Below are 20,408 nucleotides of genomic sequence, written 5' to 3'. Positions count from 1 at the left end.
AGTTAGTCGTTAGTGGTTAGTGGTTAGTGGTTAGTGGTTAGTGGTTAGTGGTTAGTGGTTAGTGGTTAGTGGTTAGTGGAATTAAAAAATCCAGCTAGAAAACTAACTGGATTTATATTTATTAATGAGATCCTTTTTTCAAAGGAATTTGTTGTTACTTAGCTATATTTACAGCTCTTGTTTCCCTAATTACAGTAACTTTTACTTGCCCTGGATAGGTCATATCTGTTTGTACTTTTTGAGATATATTAAACGATAACTCTGCAGCTTTTTCATCATTCACTTTCTCGCTCTCTACAATAACTCGCAATTCTCTACCTGCTTGAATCGCATAGGCCTTTTTAACACCATTAAACCCAAAAGCGATATCTTCTAAGTCTTTTAAACGTTGAATATAACTGTCTAAAACTTGACGTCTTGCTCCTGGACGTGCTCCAGAAATAGCATCACATACTTGAATGATTGGCGCTAATAACGATTTCATTTCTACTTCATCATGGTGAGCTCCAATAGCATTACAAACCTCTGGTTTCTCTCCAAATTTTTCTGCCCATTGCATACCTAAAATAGCGTGAGGCGTTTCCATATCGGCTTCTGCATCTGGCACTTTACCTATATCATGTAAAAGACCCGCACGTTTTGCCATTTTAGGATTAAGCCCTAACTCTGCTGCCATAACACCGCAAAGTTTGGCCACTTCACGTGAGTGTTGTAATAGATTTTGACCGTAAGACGATCTATATTTCATTCTACCTACCATTTTTATGAGTTCTGGATTCAAATTATGAATTCCTAAATCTATAACGGTACGCTTACCTACTTCTATTATTTCTTGTTCTATTTGTTTCTGGGTTTTTCTAACAATCTCTTCAATTCGCGCTGGATGGATCCTACCATCTGTAACAAGCTTGTGCAGAGACAAACGTGCTACTTCTCTACGAACAGAATCAAAACAAGATAAAATAATCGCTTCAGGCGTATCATCTACAATAATCTCTACACCCGTTGCAGCTTCAATAGCTCTAATATTACGTCCTTCACGACCAATAATACGCCCTTTAACGTCATCAGATTCTATATTAAAAACAGACACACAGTTATCAACTGCTTCTTCTGTACCAATACGCTGTATTGTGTTTATGATAATTTTCTTAGCATCTTGTTCAGCCGTAAGTTTAGCCTCTTCAAGAGAACTTTGTACATAAGCCATAGCATCGTTTTTAGCCTCTCCTTTTAAAGACTCCACCAATTGCTCTTTAGCTTCTTCAGCAGAAAGACTAGAAATCACCTCTAATTGTTGTACTTGACTTTTATGTAGTTTGTCGACTTCTTCTTGTTTTTTCTCAAGAACATCCAATCTATGGTCGTAATTTTTAATTTTACTTGTAAGACTCTCGTTTAACTTTTTACTCTTTGATAATTCATTAGAAATCTGAGACTCCTTATCACGAGTGCGTTTTTCAGCCTCTGCCATCTTTTTATCACGACCCAAGATAACTTTTTCGTGCTCCGCTTTAAGTTCAATAAACTTTTCCTTAGCCTGAAGTATTTTATCTTTTTTAAGTGATTCCCCTTCACTTTTAGCTTCTTTAAGAATTAAAGTCGCATCTTTTTTCGCTTCTTTAACAAGTTTTGAAGCATTACTTTTTTCGAGTGTTTTTGCTATTATAAAGCCTATTACAGCTCCTAATACAACACCGCCTACTGCAAATATAATTGAGTTATCCATCGTTTGTTTAGTTGATTTGTGTATTAAATTCAATTAAAATATTAACTATCATATTCAAATTGATATATATAAAAAAAGCCTACACCAGTATAAAGTTTTGTATAAACTCCTTAAAAACAAGTTTAGGGCTAACAAGCTGATCAAGGGTCTGCTCAAGATACTAAATGAATAGCACTAGCAGCATGCTTTTACAACTTAAACTCACCCTTTTTAAAGAATTAACGTTGAGTTTATCAAAAAAAATAACCAATGTAGGCAGTAACTTTTATGTATTTTAAAGAACGTTAAGAAACTAAATGCTCATGTAACAACTCATTCAAAGCGTTAAGCTTTTCCTCTACATGTTCGTTTACATTTGCTTTATCAATAGACTTCTGCTCTACTTGAGAAGCAAATTGTAAGGCACACATAGCCAAAACATCTTGCTTATCTCTAACAGAATAACTTTGCTCAAATTGCTTTATCATTGCCTCAATATTTTTAGCCGCTTTACGCAATCCTTCTTCTTGACTTGACTCAATTGTTAAAGGATATACTCGATTAGCTATAGATAGCTTTATTTTAAGCTTTTCAGACATTGAGTTTAGTTAGCTTTAATCAGCGAGTTGAGCAATACAATGGTCAATATCTCTAATTAAGGCGTTTATTTTAAGCTTAGTTTCTTTTTTATTATCGTCACTACCAAGTATTGTATTTGCCATTTTTAGGGCTTCATACTTTTCTTCCCAATCAGCTATATGCTTTTTTTGGGTTAAATTTTCTTGCTTTGAAACCTCTAATTCTTCATTTAATTTCAAATTAGCAAGTTTTAAAAGCTCTAGTTTGTGTAATACTTTACTAATCTTGTTTTCTAAAGAATCTACAATATCTTCAATATTACCCATTTACAAAATTCAATACTTATCTCACAAAGTTAACATACCTAACCATAAATTACAATTGTTTTTTCATAAAATTTCAATATCAAGTTATATGCACAATTATTTGGGCGTTACCCACAAGGGGTCGGGCTTTACGTTACAAGTCCTCGCTCGTACCTCGCTGTGGGCTTTCCTCTTCAATCCCTAACGCGGGCAAATCTGCTAACATAAAAACTTATCAAAGTTCACAGCCTTTTAGCAAGAGTTATTTTTACTAATTCACATCTAACTAAAGTTGTTTCTACCAAATATTCTTAAATAAATTCTAAGCGAGTTCAAATAACAATTTTAGGCGTGCCCTAAAGGCTTTCTAAAATAGAGTTTCACAAACATGGCTCGTTTTTTGTTTTACACTTTGCGATTTAACAGCAAATTGATATTTTAGCCATAATTCTTACTTATGCGATTTATACTCCCCCTATTTCTAATTTCAGCTTTATTTTTAAACGCTCAAAATAACTACCCGCAAGATTATTTTAGCAACCCACTAGATATTACCTTAGTACTATCTGGTACATTTGCAGAGTTACGCTCAAACCATTTTCATTCAGGTTTAGATATTAAAACCCAACAACGCACAGGGTTAAAAGTTAAAGCTTCAGCTAGCGGTTTTGTTAGTCGTATAAAAGTTTCGCACTACGGTTATGGTAAAGCACTTTATATAACACATCCCAATGGATATACAACCGTTTATGCACATTTAAGTAAGTTTTCTCCAGATATTGAAGCCTACGTAAAACAACATCAATACGAGAAAGAATCGTATGAAATTGAATTATTCCCCAAAGCAGAAGATTTATTAGTTTTAAAAGACAATCTTGTAGCATACAGTGGGAATTCTGGTGGTTCAGGCGGCCCACATTTACATTTTGAAATTAGAGACAAACAAGAACGTCCTATAAACCCCATGCTTTTTGGAATTGATATTAAAGACACAACTAACCCAATAATCAAATCGGTTTATGCATACCCTTTAGACGAAAACGCATTTATAAACTCAAAAAACACAAAACAAAAATTAAGACTCACACCCTTAAAAAACGGAGACTTCAATGCTGAAAATATTGAAGCTATTGGAAATATTGGATTTGCTATCGGAACATATGACAGACAGGATTTAGCCGCCAACTCCAATGGTGTGTACAACATTCAAACCTTTATTAATGGAAGCAGAAATTTTGAATTAGATTTTAAACGTTTTTCATTCAGTGAAACAAAGCATATTAATCAGCTAATTGATTATGAGCATTTTTCAACCAAAAAGCAACGTATTCAAAAATTATTCAGAAAAAACAATCCACTAAGCATCTTTAAATCAACACGTAATGAAGGTGTAATTAAAGTTGAGGATAGCACGTATTCGGTTTATAAAATTAGAGTTGCCGATTATAAAAACAATGAATCTTGGGTAACAATTCATATAAAAGGCACAAAAAAAACGGCTACAGAACCTGAAGCAAAAAAGGTTACACCATACTATATAAAGGCAAACCAGACTACTAACCTAAAAAAAGGTATCGTTTCAGTAGATTTGTATAAAGATACATTTTATGAAGATTTCTATATAGATTTTGAAGTAACAAACGACACATTAAAGCTTCACAAAGATGTTAAAGCTGCCAAAAAGAATTTCTCTATAACTTATGATGTAAGCAAGTTTTCAAATGAAGACAAAAACAAACTTTACATAGCCAGATTAATTGGTAATAAAAAATATCCATCGTACACCTACACAAAAAGAAAAGACCAATTTCTAACAGCTAAAACAAAAAAATTGGGTACTTACGCGCTAGCTATGGATACCGTAAAACCTAGTATATCCGCGCGAAATTTTAAAAGCAAACAATGGTTAAGCAAGTATAGATACCTAAAAGTAAAGATTTATGATGATGAATCTGGAATATCAAATTATAGGGCAACCATTAATGGAAAATGGATTTTAATGGAATACGATTACAAGACAAAAACACTAACTTACGATTTTAATGATAGCGTTATTAACGACACTAAAAACAATTTAAAAGTAATTGTTACCGATAATGTTGGAAATAATTCTACTTTTGAAACGTTATTTTATAGAAAATAAACTTTTTACACTTTTGAAGGCTAAACAACTACTAACTACTCTAATATTTTTTTCATTTTTAACTTTAAGTTTTGCTCAAAACGCTACCATTAAAGGCATTATTCTAGATGAAAATAATCAACCTATTGAAAAGGTAAATATAAAAACAGGTGATACTGGCACTGAGACTAACAGTAACGGTTTTTTTATTCTTTCAATTCCAGCAAATCAAGATATAATTATTGAGTTCACTCATCTTTCTCATAAAAAGATAGTAAGTACTTTCAACTTAAAAAATGGTGAAGAGTATGAGTTTAATCCAGTGATGAGTAACTCAGTGGAACAAATCTCTGCTGTTATAGTAACTGGCAATAGAAAAAAAGAAGTGGAAGGCATCATAACCATAAAACCTGCTGTTATAAGAAAAATACCTGGTGCTAATGCTGGAGTTGAAAACTTACTTTTAACCTTACCAGGAGTTAGTAATAACAATGAATTAAGTACTCAATATTCAGTAAGAGGAGGAAATTACGATGAAAACTTAGTATACATTAATGGCATAGAGGTTTACAGACCATTTTTAGTACGCTCTGGACAGCAAGAAGGTTTAAGTTTTGTAAATACAGATTTGGTACAAAATGTCGATTTTTCAGCGGGAGGTTTTCAAGCTAAATATGGTGATAAACTTTCTTCGGTTTTAGACATCACCTACAAAAACCCATATGAATTTCAAGTAAATACAGATTTGAGTTTACTAGGTGGAAGTCTTTCTATTGAAAACATAAGTAAAGACTCGAAATTCACAGGAATTATTGGACTTCGTTATAGAGATAACAGCCTACTTGTAAATGCAAAAGAAACTGAAACTAACTTTAGACCCACGTTTGCTGATGCACAAGGGTATTTCACATACAAATTCAATAATAAATTTCATTTAAGTTTTTTAGGTAGTGCATCCATCAATAAGTATGATTTTGAACCTCAAACGCGTCAAACTAATTTTGGAACTTTAAGTGATCCAGTAGCGCTACTTGTGGTTTATGATGGACAAGAAAAGGACCGTTACCAAACACTTTTCGGAGCTTTTAAAGGCTCTTATTTTGCAAATGATGATTTAACACTTCATTTAATAGCTTCAACATATCATACCACAGAAGAAGAATATTTTGATATTTTGGCGCAGTACAGGTTAGGTGAAGTAAATAGTAATATTGGTGATGAAAATTTAGGTGAAGTCGAGTTTAGTCAAGGAATTGGAAGCCAACTTAATCATGGTAGAAATGATTTGGATGCGCTAATAACAAACATTGAACACAAAGGTGATTTTAAAATTAATGATAACCGATTTGAATGGTCTGTCAAGTACACAAATGAAGATATAAGAGACCGATTGGTGGAGTGGGAAGTTATTGATTCTGCAGGGTTTTCAGTAAGGCCGCCAAGAACAGCTCCTAACGAGCAACCTTACGAGCCGTTTGTTGGCCCATTAGAGCCTTTTCAAAATGTTAGAGCAACAAATAATACACAAATTAATAGGCTTCAGGCTTATGCACAATGGAGTAAACGTGGTACTTTAGGTGAAAGTGATGTATGGTATAATGCTGGTGTACGTGCCCATAACTGGTCAGTTAGTGGAGATGACATTGCTTCATCAAATCAAACGGTTTTTAGCCCTCGTGCTCAATTTGCAATAAAGCCAAATTGGAAAAAAGACATGCTCTTTAGAGTTGCTGGAGGTTTATATTATCAACCCCCTTTTTACAGAGAACTTAGAGATAGAGATGGTATGGTTCAACCAGATGTAAAAGCTCAAAAATCATTTCACTTGGTTTTAGGAAATGATTACAGTTTCAAAATGTGGGACCGCCCTTTTAAATTAACTTCTGAGATTTACTATAAAAATCTAAGTGATGTTAATGCATACACACTTGAAAACGTACGTATTCGCTATAGAGCCAATAATGATGCAAAAGCTTATGCTTATGGCTTAGATATGCGTTTAAATGGAGAGTTTGTTCCAGGTACAGAATCTTGGTTTAGCTTTGGGTATTTAAAAACAGAAGAAAATATTAACAATAGAGGTTATATTTCACGGCCTACAGACCAACGCTTAAAATTTGCAGCATTATTTCAAGACTATGTTCCTAACATGCCTAATTTAAAAATGTATTTGAATTTAGTTTTTAACACAGGATTACCAGGAGGTTCCCCTAGTTATGCTGACCCATACGAATTTCAAAACAGGTTACCATCTTACAAACGTGCAGATTTTGGATTGCAATATGTTCTAGTAGATTCAAAAAAACAATTTAGTCGTGGTTGGAAAAAACCATTTAAAGAATTGTCTTTTGGGTTTGAAATATTTAATGTATTTGATGTTCAAAACTCCATTACCAATACTTGGGTGAGAGATGTGAGTACAAAAAGACAAATTGCTATTCCAAATTTTTTAACGCCACGTGTTTTTAATGTGAGGACTACAATGAAGTTTTAGTTTTACAATTAACTAAATGTTTTTAAGACACCAATAACATAATCTACTTCCTCTTTAGTATTAAATTTACTAAATGAAAACCGAATAGAAGGCTTCTGCAAACCTTCCTCATTTAAAATCTCAGTTAGAACATGTGATTTTTTAGAACTTCCGCTCTGGCATGCGCTACCTTCAGAACAAGCAATGCCTTTTAAATCTAATTGAAACAACAACATTGCCGCTTTTTTTGGTGGTATAGGCAAACAAATATTTACAAGTGTATAGGTACTTTTTTCTGTGTCTGATGACCAGCCATTAAAATTAACTTCTGGTATGGCTTTTAATAACTCATCAATAAAATATTGCTTTAATGCCTTTATATAATTTACTTCTTCATCCAAATTATCATAGGCCTTAATTATAGCAGTTTCCATACCAACAATGTTATGAATACTCTCTGTACCTGCTCGAAGTCCACGCTCCTGTTCTCCACCAATAATTAAAGGCTTTAACCTTGAATTTTTCCTAACAAAAGCAAACCCCACTCCTTTAGGTCCATGAAACTTATGTGCTGATGCAGCTAAAAAGTCAACACCTATATCTTGCAAATCAATATTGTAGTGCCCTATGGATTGTACCGCATCCGTATGAAAAAATGCACCATGCTCTTTACACAAATCAGCAACACGTTTAATATCAAGAATATTACCTATCTCATTATTAATGTGCATTAAGCTAACAAGTGTTTTTTTATGGCTTTTTAATAATTCTACAAAATGATTAAAATTAAGTTCTCCTTTTGCATTTAAATCCACAAAACTCAATGCCATATTACATGCGTTCTTCAATTTTTCAACAGTATGCAAAACAGCATGATGCTCTATTTTAGTCGTTATAACATGAGTTACACCTAAATCTTTAACGGCACTATTTAACACCAAATTATCGGCTTCAGTACCACCAGAAGTAAAAATAATTTCACCTGCCGAAACATTTAAATAACTTGCAATCGTTTTTCTTGATTTTTCAACTAAAGCTTTTGAAGACCTTCCAAAACTATGTGATGAGGAAGGATTACCAAAATTACTTTTCATAACCTCAGAAATAGTCTCGATAACCTCATCTCGCATTGGTGTTGTTGCAGCGTTATCAAAGTAAACAGATTTCATATAGGTATAATTTAAGATTTTAATTCTAAATTAGAAAAGCATTTTATAGTTCAAAAATACTTGAAATAAAATTATTATCAATAAGCTGCGTTATAATTATCAATTCCATTATTTTTGCCTAAAACCCAAATACAATGCGTAAGTTATTTTTTGTTTTCTTAGTTTTAGTCTTTGTACCTCTTAACTCATGTGATGATGGAGATATTATTGATTTTGAATTAGATTTTGAAAATACTTTTCAAGTTTGTTCTGGTGAAACTTCTACAGGACAAAGTACTTTAGTTTTTTACAAAACAAAAAATGACCCTTCAGAATCTATATCAGTTCAAGTTAACGGTTTAAACTTAGAAGATATTTTTGAAGTGGATGAGAATGGTGAATATGAAAACACTACTTCAATCTCTTCTTCAGCACCATTAAATTACAGAACATATAGTAATACAACTTTGCCAGATAATTTGTTTTGTAACGTTGTACCCAATTCTGATGTAAATATTAAAAATGATGATGAAAGTATTAGTGGAACAGTTACGATAAATACTGTTTTGGTTGAAGATGACAATGATGGCATACCAGCTGAACTTGAAGATAGAAATGGGAATGGTGATTTGAATGATGATGATACTGATGGTGATGGTTTACCTGACTATCTTGATGCCGATGATGATGGTGATAATGTTTTAACAAAAGATGAAGACCCAGACCCAAACGGAGATGGCGACCTTAGTGATGCTTTAAATACTAATAGCGATGAAGATACTTTGCCCAATTATCTAGACCCTGATGATGATGGCGATGGAATAATTACTAGAAATGAAGAAAATGATAGTGAAGACCTAAATCCAGCGAACGACATTACTAGTGATGGAATTGCTGATTATCTAAATAAAGACGTTGCTAATATAGGCGGACCTATAGCTACTGCCTACAGAGAACATACTATAACAGAAACTTACACGGTTACACTAACGGTCGCTAATTTTGATTTGAATTTGATTTCTTTAGATATTTATGATTTTGGAACTCTAAGTAGTAGCGCAACTTCAAGTTCCAGAACAGAAACTCCTGATTTTCCCTAGCTTCTAGAAGCATTTTGGTAAATATAAACTTCTGTGGCTCCTAAACCATATTTTTGGTAATTGGCATCATAGAACTTTACATTGTTATATCGACCAAATAGATATTCTAATTCCATTTTAAGCACCCCCTCGCCTACACCATGGATAAAGACTATTTTTTGTATGCGCTTAGAAATAGCAAATTCTAATTTCCGTTTTGCAGTATCTAGTTGAAGTGTAAGCATATCATGATTGCTCATGCCTTTGGCAGATTTAACTAATTGATTGATATGTAAATCAACTTCCATAGAAGGTTCGTACCGTTCCTTAAATCGTTTTTTTATTTGCTGTTTCCTTTTCGGAGCTTCTTTTTCTAAAACGACATCGTTAATGTTGGAATTTGAAAAAACCTCAGATTCAATTGATGCTCTTTTATCTTTCAACACCAACTCATTCATATTGAAATCAATCTCAAAACCATCATCAGTTTCTATTGAAATGATACTCCCCTCTATGTGTTTTATAATTCCAGATAAATCTTCATCTAGAACCAAAACGTGATCTCCTAATTTAAATCTCATAGCTAATCATTTTCTGAATCACTGTCCACTTCATTATCATTCCTGCTTGGTATAGTTTTTGAAACCCTATAAATACCAATCATTAACATAACAATACCTGCTATGAGTAAATACTGATTTTGGTCCGCAACTTTTTTAGCGTACATAGCCACAAAGGCTCCAATAATAATAAAAACATAGTTTAAATATTTCATATCAAAAAAGAAACAATATTCAGCAAGCAAATTACACTAAAATTTAATTATACCAATTCAATTACTAATTAATCTTAAATTGAAAAAATCGACAAAATACACTTAATAACGTTAAAATGCATTTGTATCTAAAAAAATAGTATATTTGCATGACTTAAAGCCCCAAACTTTATGCACAAAAAATTATTACTCTTACTAATACTTATATCCAACTTAAGTTTTTCACAACTTTCAGTTAGGAATAGCGCATACATATTTGTTAATGATGAAGTTGTTTTTGTTGAAGACGATATTAATCTTAATGAAACTAATAGCACTATTTATTTAAGAAACGAAGCACAAGTAATACAAGGTGCAGGAACTACAGGAAATTCTGGTGTTGGAGAATTAAGTGTTTATCAAGAAGCAAATGGTGGCGAACACGAATATAACTATTGGTGTTCACCTATTGGAAGTAAAACTAGTAACTCTTTAAATAATCCCTTTGGAATTTCATTTTTAAACGATGCTACAGGTTTAATTACTGCTACTCCAGCTACATTTGTTAGTACAGCTTCTTTTAATGGAACATCTAGTCCTTTAAATATTGAGCCCTATTGGGTTTGGAAATTTATAGCTTCGGATAATTATGCAGAATGGATTCATGTTGAAAGTAACACTTCAGTTAATCCAGGCGAAGGTTTTACTATGAAAGGCACTATTGGATCTGGAGATGCACAGCGTTATGATTTTAGAGGAAAACCCAACAATGGTACCATAGCTGTTAGTGTTTTAACTAACCAATATTCGTTAGTAGGAAATCCATACCCTTCCGCAATGGATGCCGTTGCTTATATTCACGATACCCAAAATGCGGCTACAATTACTGGAACCCTATATTATTGGGAACAAGATCCTACTACAAATTCGCACTATATTAATGAATATAACGGCGGTTATGCAACATATACCATTAATGCAGCTGGTACAGTAGAAACCTTTGTTTCTGCTGTTTTTAACACTTATAATGGGGATGGCTCCATTAATGTTGCAAATACTGGAACTGGCACTAAAACAGCAAGACGTTATATACCAATAGGACAAGGTTTTATGGTAGAAGGTGCCGCTGATGATGTGGTAAGAGCCAAAAATTCGCATCGTATCTTTACAAGAGAAACCGACGCAAATAGTGAGTTTTTTAAAGGAACTCGTACTAAAAAATCAAAAACAGAAAATCCGTTTTCTGAAATACCGGAAGACTACAAACGTTTTAGACTTAATATTGATTTTAATAATGCATATACCCGACAGCTTGTACAAACATTCCATGATAGTGCTACTGAAGGTTTTGATTATGGCCTAGAATCAAAAATTAGTGAAAGTGATATTATAAGTTCTGATGCCTATTGGGTTATTGATGGCAACTCACACATAGCGGAAGCCTTAGCCTATAATGAAAATTCAATTATTCCGCTTACAATAAAATTAGCCGATAGTCAACCACTTACTATAAGGATTGCAGATATTCAACATTTTGATGATTCTAACCCTATTTATTTACACGACAAACAAACTGATGTATATGTAAATTTAAGAAACCAAAATTTTGAAATTAACCTAGATAAAGGTGAATATACAGATCGCTTTGAAGTTACATTTACAAAAAATGTTCTCAGCATTTCCGAAAATACATTTGAAGGGCTAAGAATTTTTCAAAATAATAATACTTCTCAAATAAAATTAATAAATAAAAACAACTTTGAGATCACTTCTTTAAAAGTGTATGATGTAACAGGTAAAGAAGTATTAAACAAGCGTATTAAGTCTACAAAAAGAAGACACGCATTATCTACAAAGCCATTAAGCTCTGGTGTTTATGTTGTTAAAGTTGAGTTAGTAAATCAAGAGCTTTTCACAAAGAAAATTGTTGTTAGTAATAAAAAATAACAATCAACATTTTACCAACTTAACATGCTTTTAGTATTTTAGCTTTTCATCAAGATTCGCTATTATAGCTATGGAAGATTACATGCTACCCTGCTTAAACAAAAAACTACTAGGTATAGAATGCATGGGTTGTGGTATGCAACGTGCCATTGCCTTAATATTTCAAGGTGAGTTTATTGCAGCATTTCAGATGTATCCAGCCATTTATAGTTTAATAGCGCTTTTTATAACTATTGGTATCAATATTTTCTTTAAATTTAAGTATTCAAATAAAATTATTACAGCGCTTGCCATCTTAACGGTTGCTACAATTATTATAAGTTTTACAATTAAATTAATCAATTAAAATTCACACATGGAACAAAAACTCAACCCAACACTCGTATACGTATTAGCCATTTTAGGCCTTTTATGCTGTTGCTTCGGAGGACTAGGATTTATCTTAGCTGGAATAGCTTTTTTTATAGCCCAAAGCAAATTAAAAGAAGCCAAATTAAATCCTGAAAATTATGACCATTCTAGTATTAAAGCTATGGATACTGCTAAAATAGTAGCATTGGTTATTTTGATTATTAATATTCTATATTTAATTATGACTATTTACAGAATATCTACAGTTGGATGGGATGAGATAATGAGACAGTCTCAAGAAATGATGGAGCAAATGCAAAATCAATAAACATAATATTATAAAGCCAAAAAAAGGCGACCAATAATTGGTCGCCTTTTTTGCTTTACTTTTTATTTAACTAAAAAAACGAAGCACCTAATACCGCCCCAAATAGTATCAGAATATATAATCCTATTATGGCTATAGTAAAAATTCCAATGAATTTATAATGTGACTTTAAATTTAAAAAAGCACTTTTAAAATTATCATTATTTTCAGAACTCAAGGCCATTTTCATATTTTTTGCAAACTTGAACAAATATAGTAATGGAAAAAAATAGATTAGCGCTAATAAAACGTAAACAAGACCAACGCCAGTGGAATATCCCAATCCGTATGCCGTGTCGCCTCCAAATTGATTCATTCCAGTATAAAAGCTTAACCATAAACCTCCTAGAACCATCAACCCTATTCCAACAAAACCAAGTATTGATAAAAAATATGCCCATTTAGATGTTTCTTTTAAGAAGCCTTTAATCTCACTATTAACTTCTAATTCAAAGCTTTCAAAAGCTGATTTTTGTTCCATAATATCTATTTTTCAAATTGTTTAAGTGTGTTTACAATAATATCTACACAGTCCAATAATTGTACTTTAGTCATTACCAAAGGTGGCGCAAAACGTATAATATTTCCATGTGTAGGTTTTGCTAATAAACCATTGTCTCTCAAGGCTAAACAAACATTCCAAGCTGTATCGCTATCTTCATTATCATTAATAACTATGGCATTTAATAACCCTTTACCACGAACTAATTTAACAATATTACTAGTTTCGATGTATTTATTTAATTCACTTCTAAATAAATTACCTAGCACAAAAGCATTATCTGCTAGATTTTCATCTCTTATAACTTCTAATGCTGCCATAGCTACTGCACCAGCAATAGGGTTTCCTCCAAAAGTACTACCATGATTTCCTGGTTTAATAACCTCCATAATACTATTATTAGCTAAGACCGCAGACACTGGATATACACCGCCACTAATTGCTTTTCCTAGAATAAGTACATCGGGTTTAACATCAGGTGTGTTGGAGCAATTTTTATTCTCACAGTTACAATTGCCACAAGTTGCTAATAGTCTACCTGTTCTAGCAATTCCTGTTTGTACTTCATCAGCAATAAATAATACATTATATTCTTCACATAATGCTTTAGCTTTTACTAAATAATCATCACTTGGCACATAAACACCAGCTTCACCTTGAATAGGTTCTACAAGAAAACCTGCTATATTTGGATTATTTTTTAGTGCTTCTTCTAAAGCACTTAAATTATCATACTCTATTTTAATGAATCCTTTAGTATAGGGACCAAAGTTTTTTCGTGCCACAGGATCATTTGAAAATGATATGATGGTAGTTGTACGTCCGTGAAAATTATTTTCACATACAATAATTTCAGCTTCATTTTCTTTAATACCTTTTACTTCATAAGCCCATTTTCTACATAGCTTCAAAGCTGTTTCTACAGCTTCTGCACCTGTATTCATCGGTAAGAGTTTATCAAATCCAAAAAATTCGCAAGCAAATTTTTCGTAGCGTCCTAAAACATCGTTGTGAAACGCTCTAGACGTTAAGGTTAAGGTTTGTGCTTGCTGCACCATAGCATTCACTATTTTAGGGTGACAATGCCCTTGGTTCACCGCAGAATATGCCGATAAAAAATCGTAATACTTTTTACCTTCTACATCCCAAACATACACACCTTCTCCTTTAGTTAATACTACTGGTAATGGATGGTAATTGTGTGCGCCATACTTGTTTTCTAAATCAATCGCTTGTTGCCATGTTAATTGGTCTAAAACAGCCATTTTGTAAATAATTTTAGGTTTAATGCCTACATCGAGACACCGTTTAACACTTTTAAGTGCAAACTTTAATAATTAATCTCGCTTAACGAGTAAAATAACCATTCCTTATCTACCTTTATCCTTTCGAAAGTGTCGAAAATTCAGCGTGGGAAAGAAATCATCCCTAGGAGCAACAAAACTAAATAAAAAAAACAAATATTCTATATTTTCAAAACTTAATGTGTCTTTACTGTTTTTTTTGTGTCTTAAACACAACTACAACAATTAAAATTAAAAACTATGGACTATTTATCAAATCTTTTAGACACATTATCTCAATCAATTGGAGGAAATCTATCAAGCGCAATAGCAGCTTTACTTATCATTATTATTGGATGGTTTGTAGCTGGATTGTTAAAACGAATTGTTTCAAAACTTATTAAAAAAACAGGTATTGATGAAAAACTGAGTAATTCAAAAATAACATTATCAAAATTTATTAGTAAGTTAATCTACTTCCTAGTTATGATTTTTGTTTTCATATTAGCTCTAGAAAAACTAGGGATGAGTAATGTTCTAGATCCTGTGAAAAATATGCTTAATGGATTTACTAGCTTTTTGCCAAATATAATTGGTGCTGGTTTAGTTGGTTACGTTGGCTACATGTTAGCAACTATAGTATCAGAATTGGTTGAGCTATCTGGTAACTCCATTAAAAATTTGGCACCTAAACTTAAACTTCCAGAAAATCTTGACTTAGTAAAAATCATAAAAAAAATTGTATTCATTTTTGTTTTTATTCCTTTACTAATTTCTGCATTTAACATTCTAAATATGGATTCTATATCAGAACCTGCCACAACTATGTTAAAAGATTTTTTTAGTGCTATTCCGAAAGTACTAGTTGCAGTTTGTATTCTTATACTCTTTATTGTTGGTGGACGCTTTTTAAGCGAACTGATAAAAGACTTATTAAACAGTATGAATTTAAATAATTTTCTTAATAAATCTGGGTTAGATAATATTACAGGTAACTCTAATATGGTTAAGATTATTGGTAATTTAGTTTATTTCTTTATTGTTTTGTTTGGAATTACTACAGCAGTAGAAAAATTAGAATTTGCGAAACTATCTGAAGTTTTATATACCATAACAAACTACTCAGGAAAAATACTATTTGGTCTTGTTATTTTAGCCATTGGAAATTGGATTTCTACTGTTGCTGCTAACAATTTCTCAAAAAATGATAATAATAGTTTTGTTGCTTCTATTATCAGAATAGCAATTCTATCGATTTTCTTAGCAATTGGATTAAGAACTATGGGTATTGCAGATGAGATTATTAATCTTGCTTTTGGTATTACTTTAGGAACTGTAGCCTTAACCGTTGTCTTATCATTTGGTTTGGGAGGTCGAGAAGCAGCTGGTAAACAAATGGATAAAATACTCACTAAGTTTGATAAAAAATAACATACTTAACCTTTACTAATGTCAAGCTGCTTAGTTTTAGATACTAAGCAGCTTTTTTAATGACTCTCTTTTTTACTAGATAAGGAAGAAATTTGTATCTCCAATCGTTTCATTTCTCTTAACAAAGCATTCTTATCCATTTGCATCCAAGCGAAAATTTTTAACATACTTACACCGAGCAAAAAAACAATACTACCTGTTGCCCATTTAATCATTTCAAAAGTGATTTCAGCTTTAAAAAATTCAATTAAACAATAAATAAAGAGTCCAAAGAAAACCAAGGTCATAAAATTCATCATATACATAACCCATTTATTCTTTCCTCTAAATAAGCCCCACACCATTTGCAGTACATTTTGCTCATCTAGTTCATCATAAAACTTAGCCTCTTCTGCTGTTAAAGTGTCCTTTATCAATTTATCAATATCATCCATGTTAGTTTTCATAATTATCATGCTTTAAAAGTTGTTTTAATTTTTCTCTTCCATGGAACAATCTAGATTTAGCTGTCCCGACAGATATGTTTAGTATTAAACAGATTTCTTTTAGAGAGTAATTTTCTGTATAAAATAGTTTAATAATTACTTGCTGATGTTTAGGTAACTTTTTATAAGATTCAAGTAATTTTTGTTTTATGTTAGAAACATCTTCCTTCAAACTTTGAGAGCTAATCACTTCTTGCTCGTACTTTATTTGTTCCTTATGTTTTTGCTGTCTTTTATTTTTATTTAACCAATCAATGGCATTGTTACAAACAATACGTAACGCCCAACTCCCAAAGCGCTCTGGATTTTTTAACGCATCTATTTTCCTGATTATTACACTCCAAGAATCTTGGGCAATATCTTTGGCTACATCTGCATCTTTAACTAACCAATACGCTTTCTCACAAAAGGTTTTATGCCATTTTTTTACCAATTTATTTAATGCATTTTTGTCTCCAGACTGAAACGCTAAAACCAAATCTTTATCTGAGCCTTTTTCCTTCACCTAGTTAATATATATCTCCAAATACGTACCCAAACACTCCATCTTGTAATTTTTTGCGCTTCAGAAAAGTTATTTTCAATAGTATCAAAAGCATTTTCAATTAAAGCATCATGCAACCATCTTATTACAAAAATCCACTTTAATGTTGCTAACCCTTCTGTTTTCATAACAATACTATGTTTCACTTCTGTTGATTTAGCATCAATCGCTTTAATTTCAAATTTATGAACCCCATTAAACCCTATTGGCTTCGAAAATTTAAACACTATTAATTCGCCTAAAATATATTCTTCAACAGAATATCTAATTATTCCGTGCCCACCTTTAGCGCCTAATTTTAATCCATTTTTAAATCGCATTGCGGGCCAATTGTCTTTAGGCCAAACTTTGTCATGCTCAGTTGAAAGTGTTTTCAACAAAGCAGCAACCTTATTTTTAGGTTGTTTTATGGTTCGCTTATGTACGTTTGTCACATGCATTCTACTTTAAAGACGAGAAAAAACATAAAAGGTTCATTTTTATTTTAATTAGATTAAAAAATCTCTTAAAGTTAATAGAAATAAATATGACTTTATTTGTGGCTATTGTTATTTTTGCAGCATGTCTAGAAGAAGTAAACAAAGAAAACAAGTTTTTGAAAATGTAGCTGTTATTGATGCTGGTGCAAAAGGAAAAACCATTGCAAAAGCACCTGATGGAAAAGTAATTTTTTTACCAAATGCAGTACCAGGCGATGTTGTAGACGTGCAAACGTTTAAAAAACGAAAAGCGTATTACGAAGGTAAAGCTACGGTTTTCCATAAACTCTCTGACAAAAGAACAGAACCAGCTTGCGAGCATTTTGGAACCTGTGGTGGTTGTAAATGGCAAGATATGGCCTATAAGCATCAATTATTTTACAAGCAAAAAGAAGTTACCAATAACTTAACCCGAATTGGTCATATTGAACTTCCTGAAGTAACCCCTATTTTAGGTTCTGCTGAACAGTATTTTTACAGAAATAAAATGGAATTCTCTTTTAGTGATAGCCGCTGGTTAACACTTGAAGAAATTCAATCTGATAGAGATTTAGGTGATAAAAACGCACTAGGCTTCCATATTCCTGGAATGTGGGATAAAATCTTAGACATTAAAACGTGTCACTTACAAGCAGACCCATCCAATGCTATTAGAAATGCCGTTAAGAATTTTGCTATTAAAAACAATTTAGAATTCTTTAATACCAGAAATCAAACCGGATTATTAAGAACCATGATGATTCGTACATCTAGCACGGGCGATATTATGGTGATGATTCAGTTTTTTAAAGAGGATAAAGCTAAACGCAAACTGTTACTTGATTTTATTGCAGAAACCTTTCCGCAGATAACATCATTACAATACGTTATAAATGGAAAAGCAAATGATACCATTTATGACCAAGACGTCATTTGTTACAAAGGAGCCGATCATATTTTTGAAGAAATGGAAGGTTTAAAATTTAAGATTAACGCAAAGTCCTTTTACCAAACCAATTCCAATCAAGCTTTTGAGTTATATAAAATAACCAGAGATTTCGCAGGGTTAACGGGTAACGAATTGGTGTATGATTTATATACAGGTACCGGTACAATTGCTCAATTTGTTTCAAAACAAGCTAAAAAAGTTGTTGGTGTTGAATCTGTTCCTGATGCTATTTCGGCTGCTAAAGAAAATGCACAATTTAATAACATTAATAACGTTGAATTCTTTGTTGGCGATATGAAACAGGTTTTTAATACCGAATTTATAGAAAATCACGGGCATCCTGATGTTATTATTACCGATCCACCACGTGATGGTATGCATAAAGATGTGGTACAACAAATTTTAAATATTGCACCAAAGCGTGTGGTTTATGTGAGTTGTAATAGCGCAACACAAGCAAGAGATTTAGCATTAATGGATGCAACTTATAAAGTTATAAAAACCCAAGCAGTAGATATGTTTCCACAGACATTCCATGTGGAAAATGTAGTTTTACTTGAAAAACGTTAAAAGTTTATTCGTTTATTTGTGTAAAGTAAAAAATAGGCTTACCCTAAATTAAAAAATGAAGTATTTTAAAGTTTTAATAATTCCAACCTTATTGATAGCTGCACTCTCAATAAGTTGCGAGCGTGATGACATCTGTCCAGCTTCCACATCAACCACACCTCGATTACTAATAAATCTATTAGATGCTTCCAATCAAGATAACACAAAAAATGTATTCGACTTGGTAGTTGTTGGTATTGATGAAGATGGTACGCCTTTAACTACGCCATTACCTGATTATATTTTTGCAGATACCGATGAGCTTATTTTACCGCTTAAAACAACCGATAACACCACAGAATACATCCTTATACAAGGTGCGAGTAATAATGATAATGGTACTCCAGACGACACCAGTGATGATATAATTGATGGTAATTACGATAGGATTATAATTAATTATACTCGCGAGCAAGTTTTTGTATCTCGAGCATGTGGTTTTAAAACTATTTTTAGAAATGTAACCCTGACTATTGAAGATGTAAATAATGATGGGAGATGGATGCTTTCCAGAACACCTTTAACTGATAACCAATCTATAGAAAATGAGACAGCTGCACACTTTAGTATTGCGCATTAGTAGTTTTTTATGTCTGTTTCTTTTTTGTGTGTTTGTAAATGCACAAAATGATAGCATTGTTAGTACTGCTCAAGATTCAAATAAAATTCAAATAAAATACGGACTCCGCATTGGTGGAGATATAGGTAAGCTTATAAGAACATCTTTAGATGATGATTACTCTGGCTTTGAAGTTATGGCAGATTACCGCTTAAAAGAAAAACTATATATCGCCGGGGAAATTGGCTTTGAAGAAAAAAATACAATAACAGATTTTTTAGATATAACAACCAAAGGAAGCTATATAAAAGGAGGTATAGATTATAACATGTATCAAAACTGGCTAAACATGGATAACATGATTTACTCTGGCTTTCGAGTTGGAGCCAGCACCTTTAGTCACGATTTAAATAGCTTCACGGTGTATAGCACAGACCAATATTGGGCTCCCCAACTAACCTCAGAAGACAAACAAGAATTAACAGGACTTACGGCATTTTGGGCAGAAATTATATTAGGCATAAAAGCTGAATTATTTAACAACCTATACATGGGCTTAAACGTACAATTAAAAATATCTGCGTCTCAAACTATCCCTAATAATTTTGATAATGTGTACATTCCAGGTTTTGGGAAAACTTATGATAGTAGTGGTATAGGCGCAGGCTATAGTTATTTTTTATCTTACAGAATTCCACTTTATAAAAAGGCTAAGTAGTTATTGCGAAAAAGCATAACGTATCAATCTGCACATA

The 20,408-nt window shown here is 32.4% G+C and carries 21 protein-coding genes and 1 other RNA gene; 10 read left to right on the top strand and 12 right to left on the bottom strand.

Going from position 1 to position 20,408, the window contains the following annotated elements:
• Window positions 1-154: 154 nt before the first annotated feature.
• The 4 genes from rny to Q0772_RS10660 all read right to left on the bottom strand — a co-directional run bounded on the left by rny (window position 155) and on the right by Q0772_RS10660 (window position 2,613).
• On the bottom strand, window positions 155-1,729 hold the full coding sequence (rny, locus tag Q0772_RS10675; protein WP_298344169.1) for a ribonuclease Y: 1,575 nt from the start codon (window positions 1,727-1,729) through the stop codon (window positions 155-157).
• A 103-nt stretch (window positions 1,730-1,832) separates the two neighbouring features.
• Window positions 1,833-1,959, bottom strand: a non-coding RNA gene (gene ssrS / locus Q0772_RS10670) — 6S RNA.
• A gap of 54 nt (window positions 1,960-2,013) precedes the next feature.
• Window positions 2,014-2,307 carry a cell division protein ZapA gene (locus tag Q0772_RS10665; RefSeq protein WP_298344166.1) on the bottom strand — a complete coding sequence of 98 codons (294 nt, stop codon included), beginning with the start codon at window positions 2,305-2,307 and terminating at the stop codon, window positions 2,014-2,016.
• Between the two features lie 15 nt (window positions 2,308-2,322).
• On the bottom strand, window positions 2,323-2,613 hold the full coding sequence (locus tag Q0772_RS10660) for a hypothetical protein (protein ID WP_298344164.1): 291 nt from the start codon (window positions 2,611-2,613) through the stop codon (window positions 2,323-2,325).
• A gap of 436 nt (window positions 2,614-3,049) precedes the next feature.
• On the opposite strand from Q0772_RS10660, the gene Q0772_RS10655 reads away from it, so the two are divergent.
• Window positions 3,050-4,735: a M23 family metallopeptidase gene (locus tag Q0772_RS10655; protein ID WP_298344162.1), complete on the top strand. Its 1,686-nt coding sequence runs from the start codon at window positions 3,050-3,052 to the stop codon at window positions 4,733-4,735.
• Window positions 4,689-7,208 carry a TonB-dependent receptor plug domain-containing protein gene (locus Q0772_RS10650; protein WP_298344160.1) on the top strand — a complete coding sequence of 840 codons (2,520 nt, stop codon included), beginning with the start codon at window positions 4,689-4,691 and terminating at the stop codon, window positions 7,206-7,208. Before Q0772_RS10655 ends, Q0772_RS10650 begins: the two co-directional genes overlap by 47 nt.
• A gap of 8 nt (window positions 7,209-7,216) precedes the next feature.
• On the opposite strand, the gene Q0772_RS10645 is transcribed toward Q0772_RS10650, so the two are convergent.
• Entirely contained in the window at window positions 7,217-8,356 is a 1,140-nt protein-coding gene (locus Q0772_RS10645) for a cysteine desulfurase family protein (RefSeq protein ID WP_298344157.1), read from the bottom strand.
• Between the two features lie 134 nt (window positions 8,357-8,490).
• Between Q0772_RS10645 and Q0772_RS10640 the strand changes: the two genes are divergently transcribed.
• Window positions 8,491-9,435 carry a hypothetical protein gene (locus Q0772_RS10640; protein WP_298344154.1) on the top strand — a complete coding sequence of 315 codons (945 nt, stop codon included), beginning with the start codon at window positions 8,491-8,493 and terminating at the stop codon, window positions 9,433-9,435.
• Here Q0772_RS10640 and Q0772_RS10635 read toward each other — a convergent pair.
• A complete protein-coding gene (locus Q0772_RS10635; protein WP_298344151.1) occupies window positions 9,432-9,995 on the bottom strand; it encodes a Smr/MutS family protein in 564 nt (187 codons plus the stop codon). The genes Q0772_RS10640 and Q0772_RS10635 overlap by 4 nt on opposite strands.
• Before the next feature lie 2 nt (window positions 9,996-9,997).
• A complete protein-coding gene (locus Q0772_RS10630) occupies window positions 9,998-10,189 on the bottom strand; it encodes a hypothetical protein (protein ID WP_298344149.1) in 192 nt (63 codons plus the stop codon).
• Window positions 10,190-10,360: 171 nt separating this feature from the next.
• Here Q0772_RS10630 and Q0772_RS10625 point away from each other — a divergent pair, with 171 nt between their 5' ends.
• From Q0772_RS10625 to Q0772_RS10615, 3 genes are all read left to right on the top strand, one after another.
• Window positions 10,361-12,115 carry a T9SS type A sorting domain-containing protein gene (locus tag Q0772_RS10625; RefSeq protein WP_298344147.1) on the top strand — a complete coding sequence of 585 codons (1,755 nt, stop codon included), beginning with the start codon at window positions 10,361-10,363 and terminating at the stop codon, window positions 12,113-12,115.
• A gap of 70 nt (window positions 12,116-12,185) precedes the next feature.
• A complete protein-coding gene (locus Q0772_RS10620) occupies window positions 12,186-12,461 on the top strand; it encodes a DUF2752 domain-containing protein (protein WP_298344145.1) in 276 nt (91 codons plus the stop codon).
• 9 nt (window positions 12,462-12,470) lie between these two features.
• Window positions 12,471-12,794 carry a CCC motif membrane protein gene (locus tag Q0772_RS10615; RefSeq protein ID WP_298344142.1) on the top strand — a complete coding sequence of 108 codons (324 nt, stop codon included), beginning with the start codon at window positions 12,471-12,473 and terminating at the stop codon, window positions 12,792-12,794.
• A 70-nt stretch (window positions 12,795-12,864) separates the two neighbouring features.
• Here the strand turns inward: Q0772_RS10615 and Q0772_RS10610 are convergent, their stop codons facing one another.
• Complete coding sequence (locus Q0772_RS10610) at window positions 12,865-13,314, bottom strand: DUF5362 family protein (RefSeq protein WP_298344139.1); 450 nt, start codon at window positions 13,312-13,314, stop codon at window positions 12,865-12,867.
• 5 nt (window positions 13,315-13,319) lie between these two features.
• On the bottom strand, window positions 13,320-14,600 hold the full coding sequence (gene rocD, locus Q0772_RS10605; protein ID WP_298344136.1) for an ornithine--oxo-acid transaminase: 1,281 nt from the start codon (window positions 14,598-14,600) through the stop codon (window positions 13,320-13,322).
• Window positions 14,601-14,879: 279 nt separating this feature from the next.
• On the opposite strand from rocD, the gene Q0772_RS10600 reads away from it, so the two are divergent.
• Window positions 14,880-16,049: a mechanosensitive ion channel gene (locus Q0772_RS10600; RefSeq protein ID WP_298344133.1), complete on the top strand. Its 1,170-nt coding sequence runs from the start codon at window positions 14,880-14,882 to the stop codon at window positions 16,047-16,049.
• Between the two features lie 56 nt (window positions 16,050-16,105).
• Here the strand turns inward: Q0772_RS10600 and Q0772_RS10595 are convergent, their stop codons facing one another.
• The 3 genes from Q0772_RS10595 to Q0772_RS10585 are packed head-to-tail and all read right to left on the bottom strand — an operon-like array spanning window position 16,106 to window position 17,518.
• Window positions 16,106-16,495 carry a DUF6768 family protein gene (locus tag Q0772_RS10595; RefSeq protein ID WP_298344130.1) on the bottom strand — a complete coding sequence of 130 codons (390 nt, stop codon included), beginning with the start codon at window positions 16,493-16,495 and terminating at the stop codon, window positions 16,106-16,108.
• A complete protein-coding gene (locus Q0772_RS10590) occupies window positions 16,485-17,039 on the bottom strand; it encodes an RNA polymerase sigma factor (protein ID WP_298344127.1) in 555 nt (184 codons plus the stop codon). The genes Q0772_RS10595 and Q0772_RS10590 overlap by 11 nt, the downstream gene beginning before the upstream one ends.
• A complete protein-coding gene (locus tag Q0772_RS10585; RefSeq protein ID WP_298344124.1) occupies window positions 17,036-17,518 on the bottom strand; it encodes a hypothetical protein in 483 nt (160 codons plus the stop codon). The genes Q0772_RS10590 and Q0772_RS10585 overlap by 4 nt, the downstream gene beginning before the upstream one ends.
• A 121-nt stretch (window positions 17,519-17,639) precedes the next feature.
• On the opposite strand from Q0772_RS10585, the gene rlmD reads away from it, so the two are divergent.
• Genes rlmD through Q0772_RS10570 form a run of 3 tightly spaced genes read left to right on the top strand, consistent with a single transcriptional unit; the run spans window position 17,640 to window position 20,371 of the window.
• Window positions 17,640-19,055, top strand: a complete 1,416-nt coding sequence (rlmD, locus tag Q0772_RS10580) for a 23S rRNA (uracil(1939)-C(5))-methyltransferase RlmD (protein ID WP_298344123.1) — start codon at window positions 17,640-17,642, stop codon at window positions 19,053-19,055.
• A 55-nt stretch (window positions 19,056-19,110) separates the two neighbouring features.
• Window positions 19,111-19,674, top strand: a complete 564-nt coding sequence (locus Q0772_RS10575; protein ID WP_298344120.1) for a DUF6452 family protein — start codon at window positions 19,111-19,113, stop codon at window positions 19,672-19,674.
• Window positions 19,640-20,371, top strand: a complete 732-nt coding sequence (locus Q0772_RS10570; protein ID WP_298344117.1) for a DUF6048 family protein — start codon at window positions 19,640-19,642, stop codon at window positions 20,369-20,371. The genes Q0772_RS10575 and Q0772_RS10570 overlap by 35 nt, the downstream gene beginning before the upstream one ends.
• The last annotated feature ends 37 nt before the right edge of the window (window positions 20,372-20,408 follow it).

It is taken from the genome of uncultured Algibacter sp., assembly GCF_947490405.1.
Classification (GTDB): domain Bacteria; phylum Bacteroidota; class Bacteroidia; order Flavobacteriales; family Flavobacteriaceae; genus Algibacter_B.
This window is presented reverse-complemented; position numbering and strand designations above follow the sequence as displayed.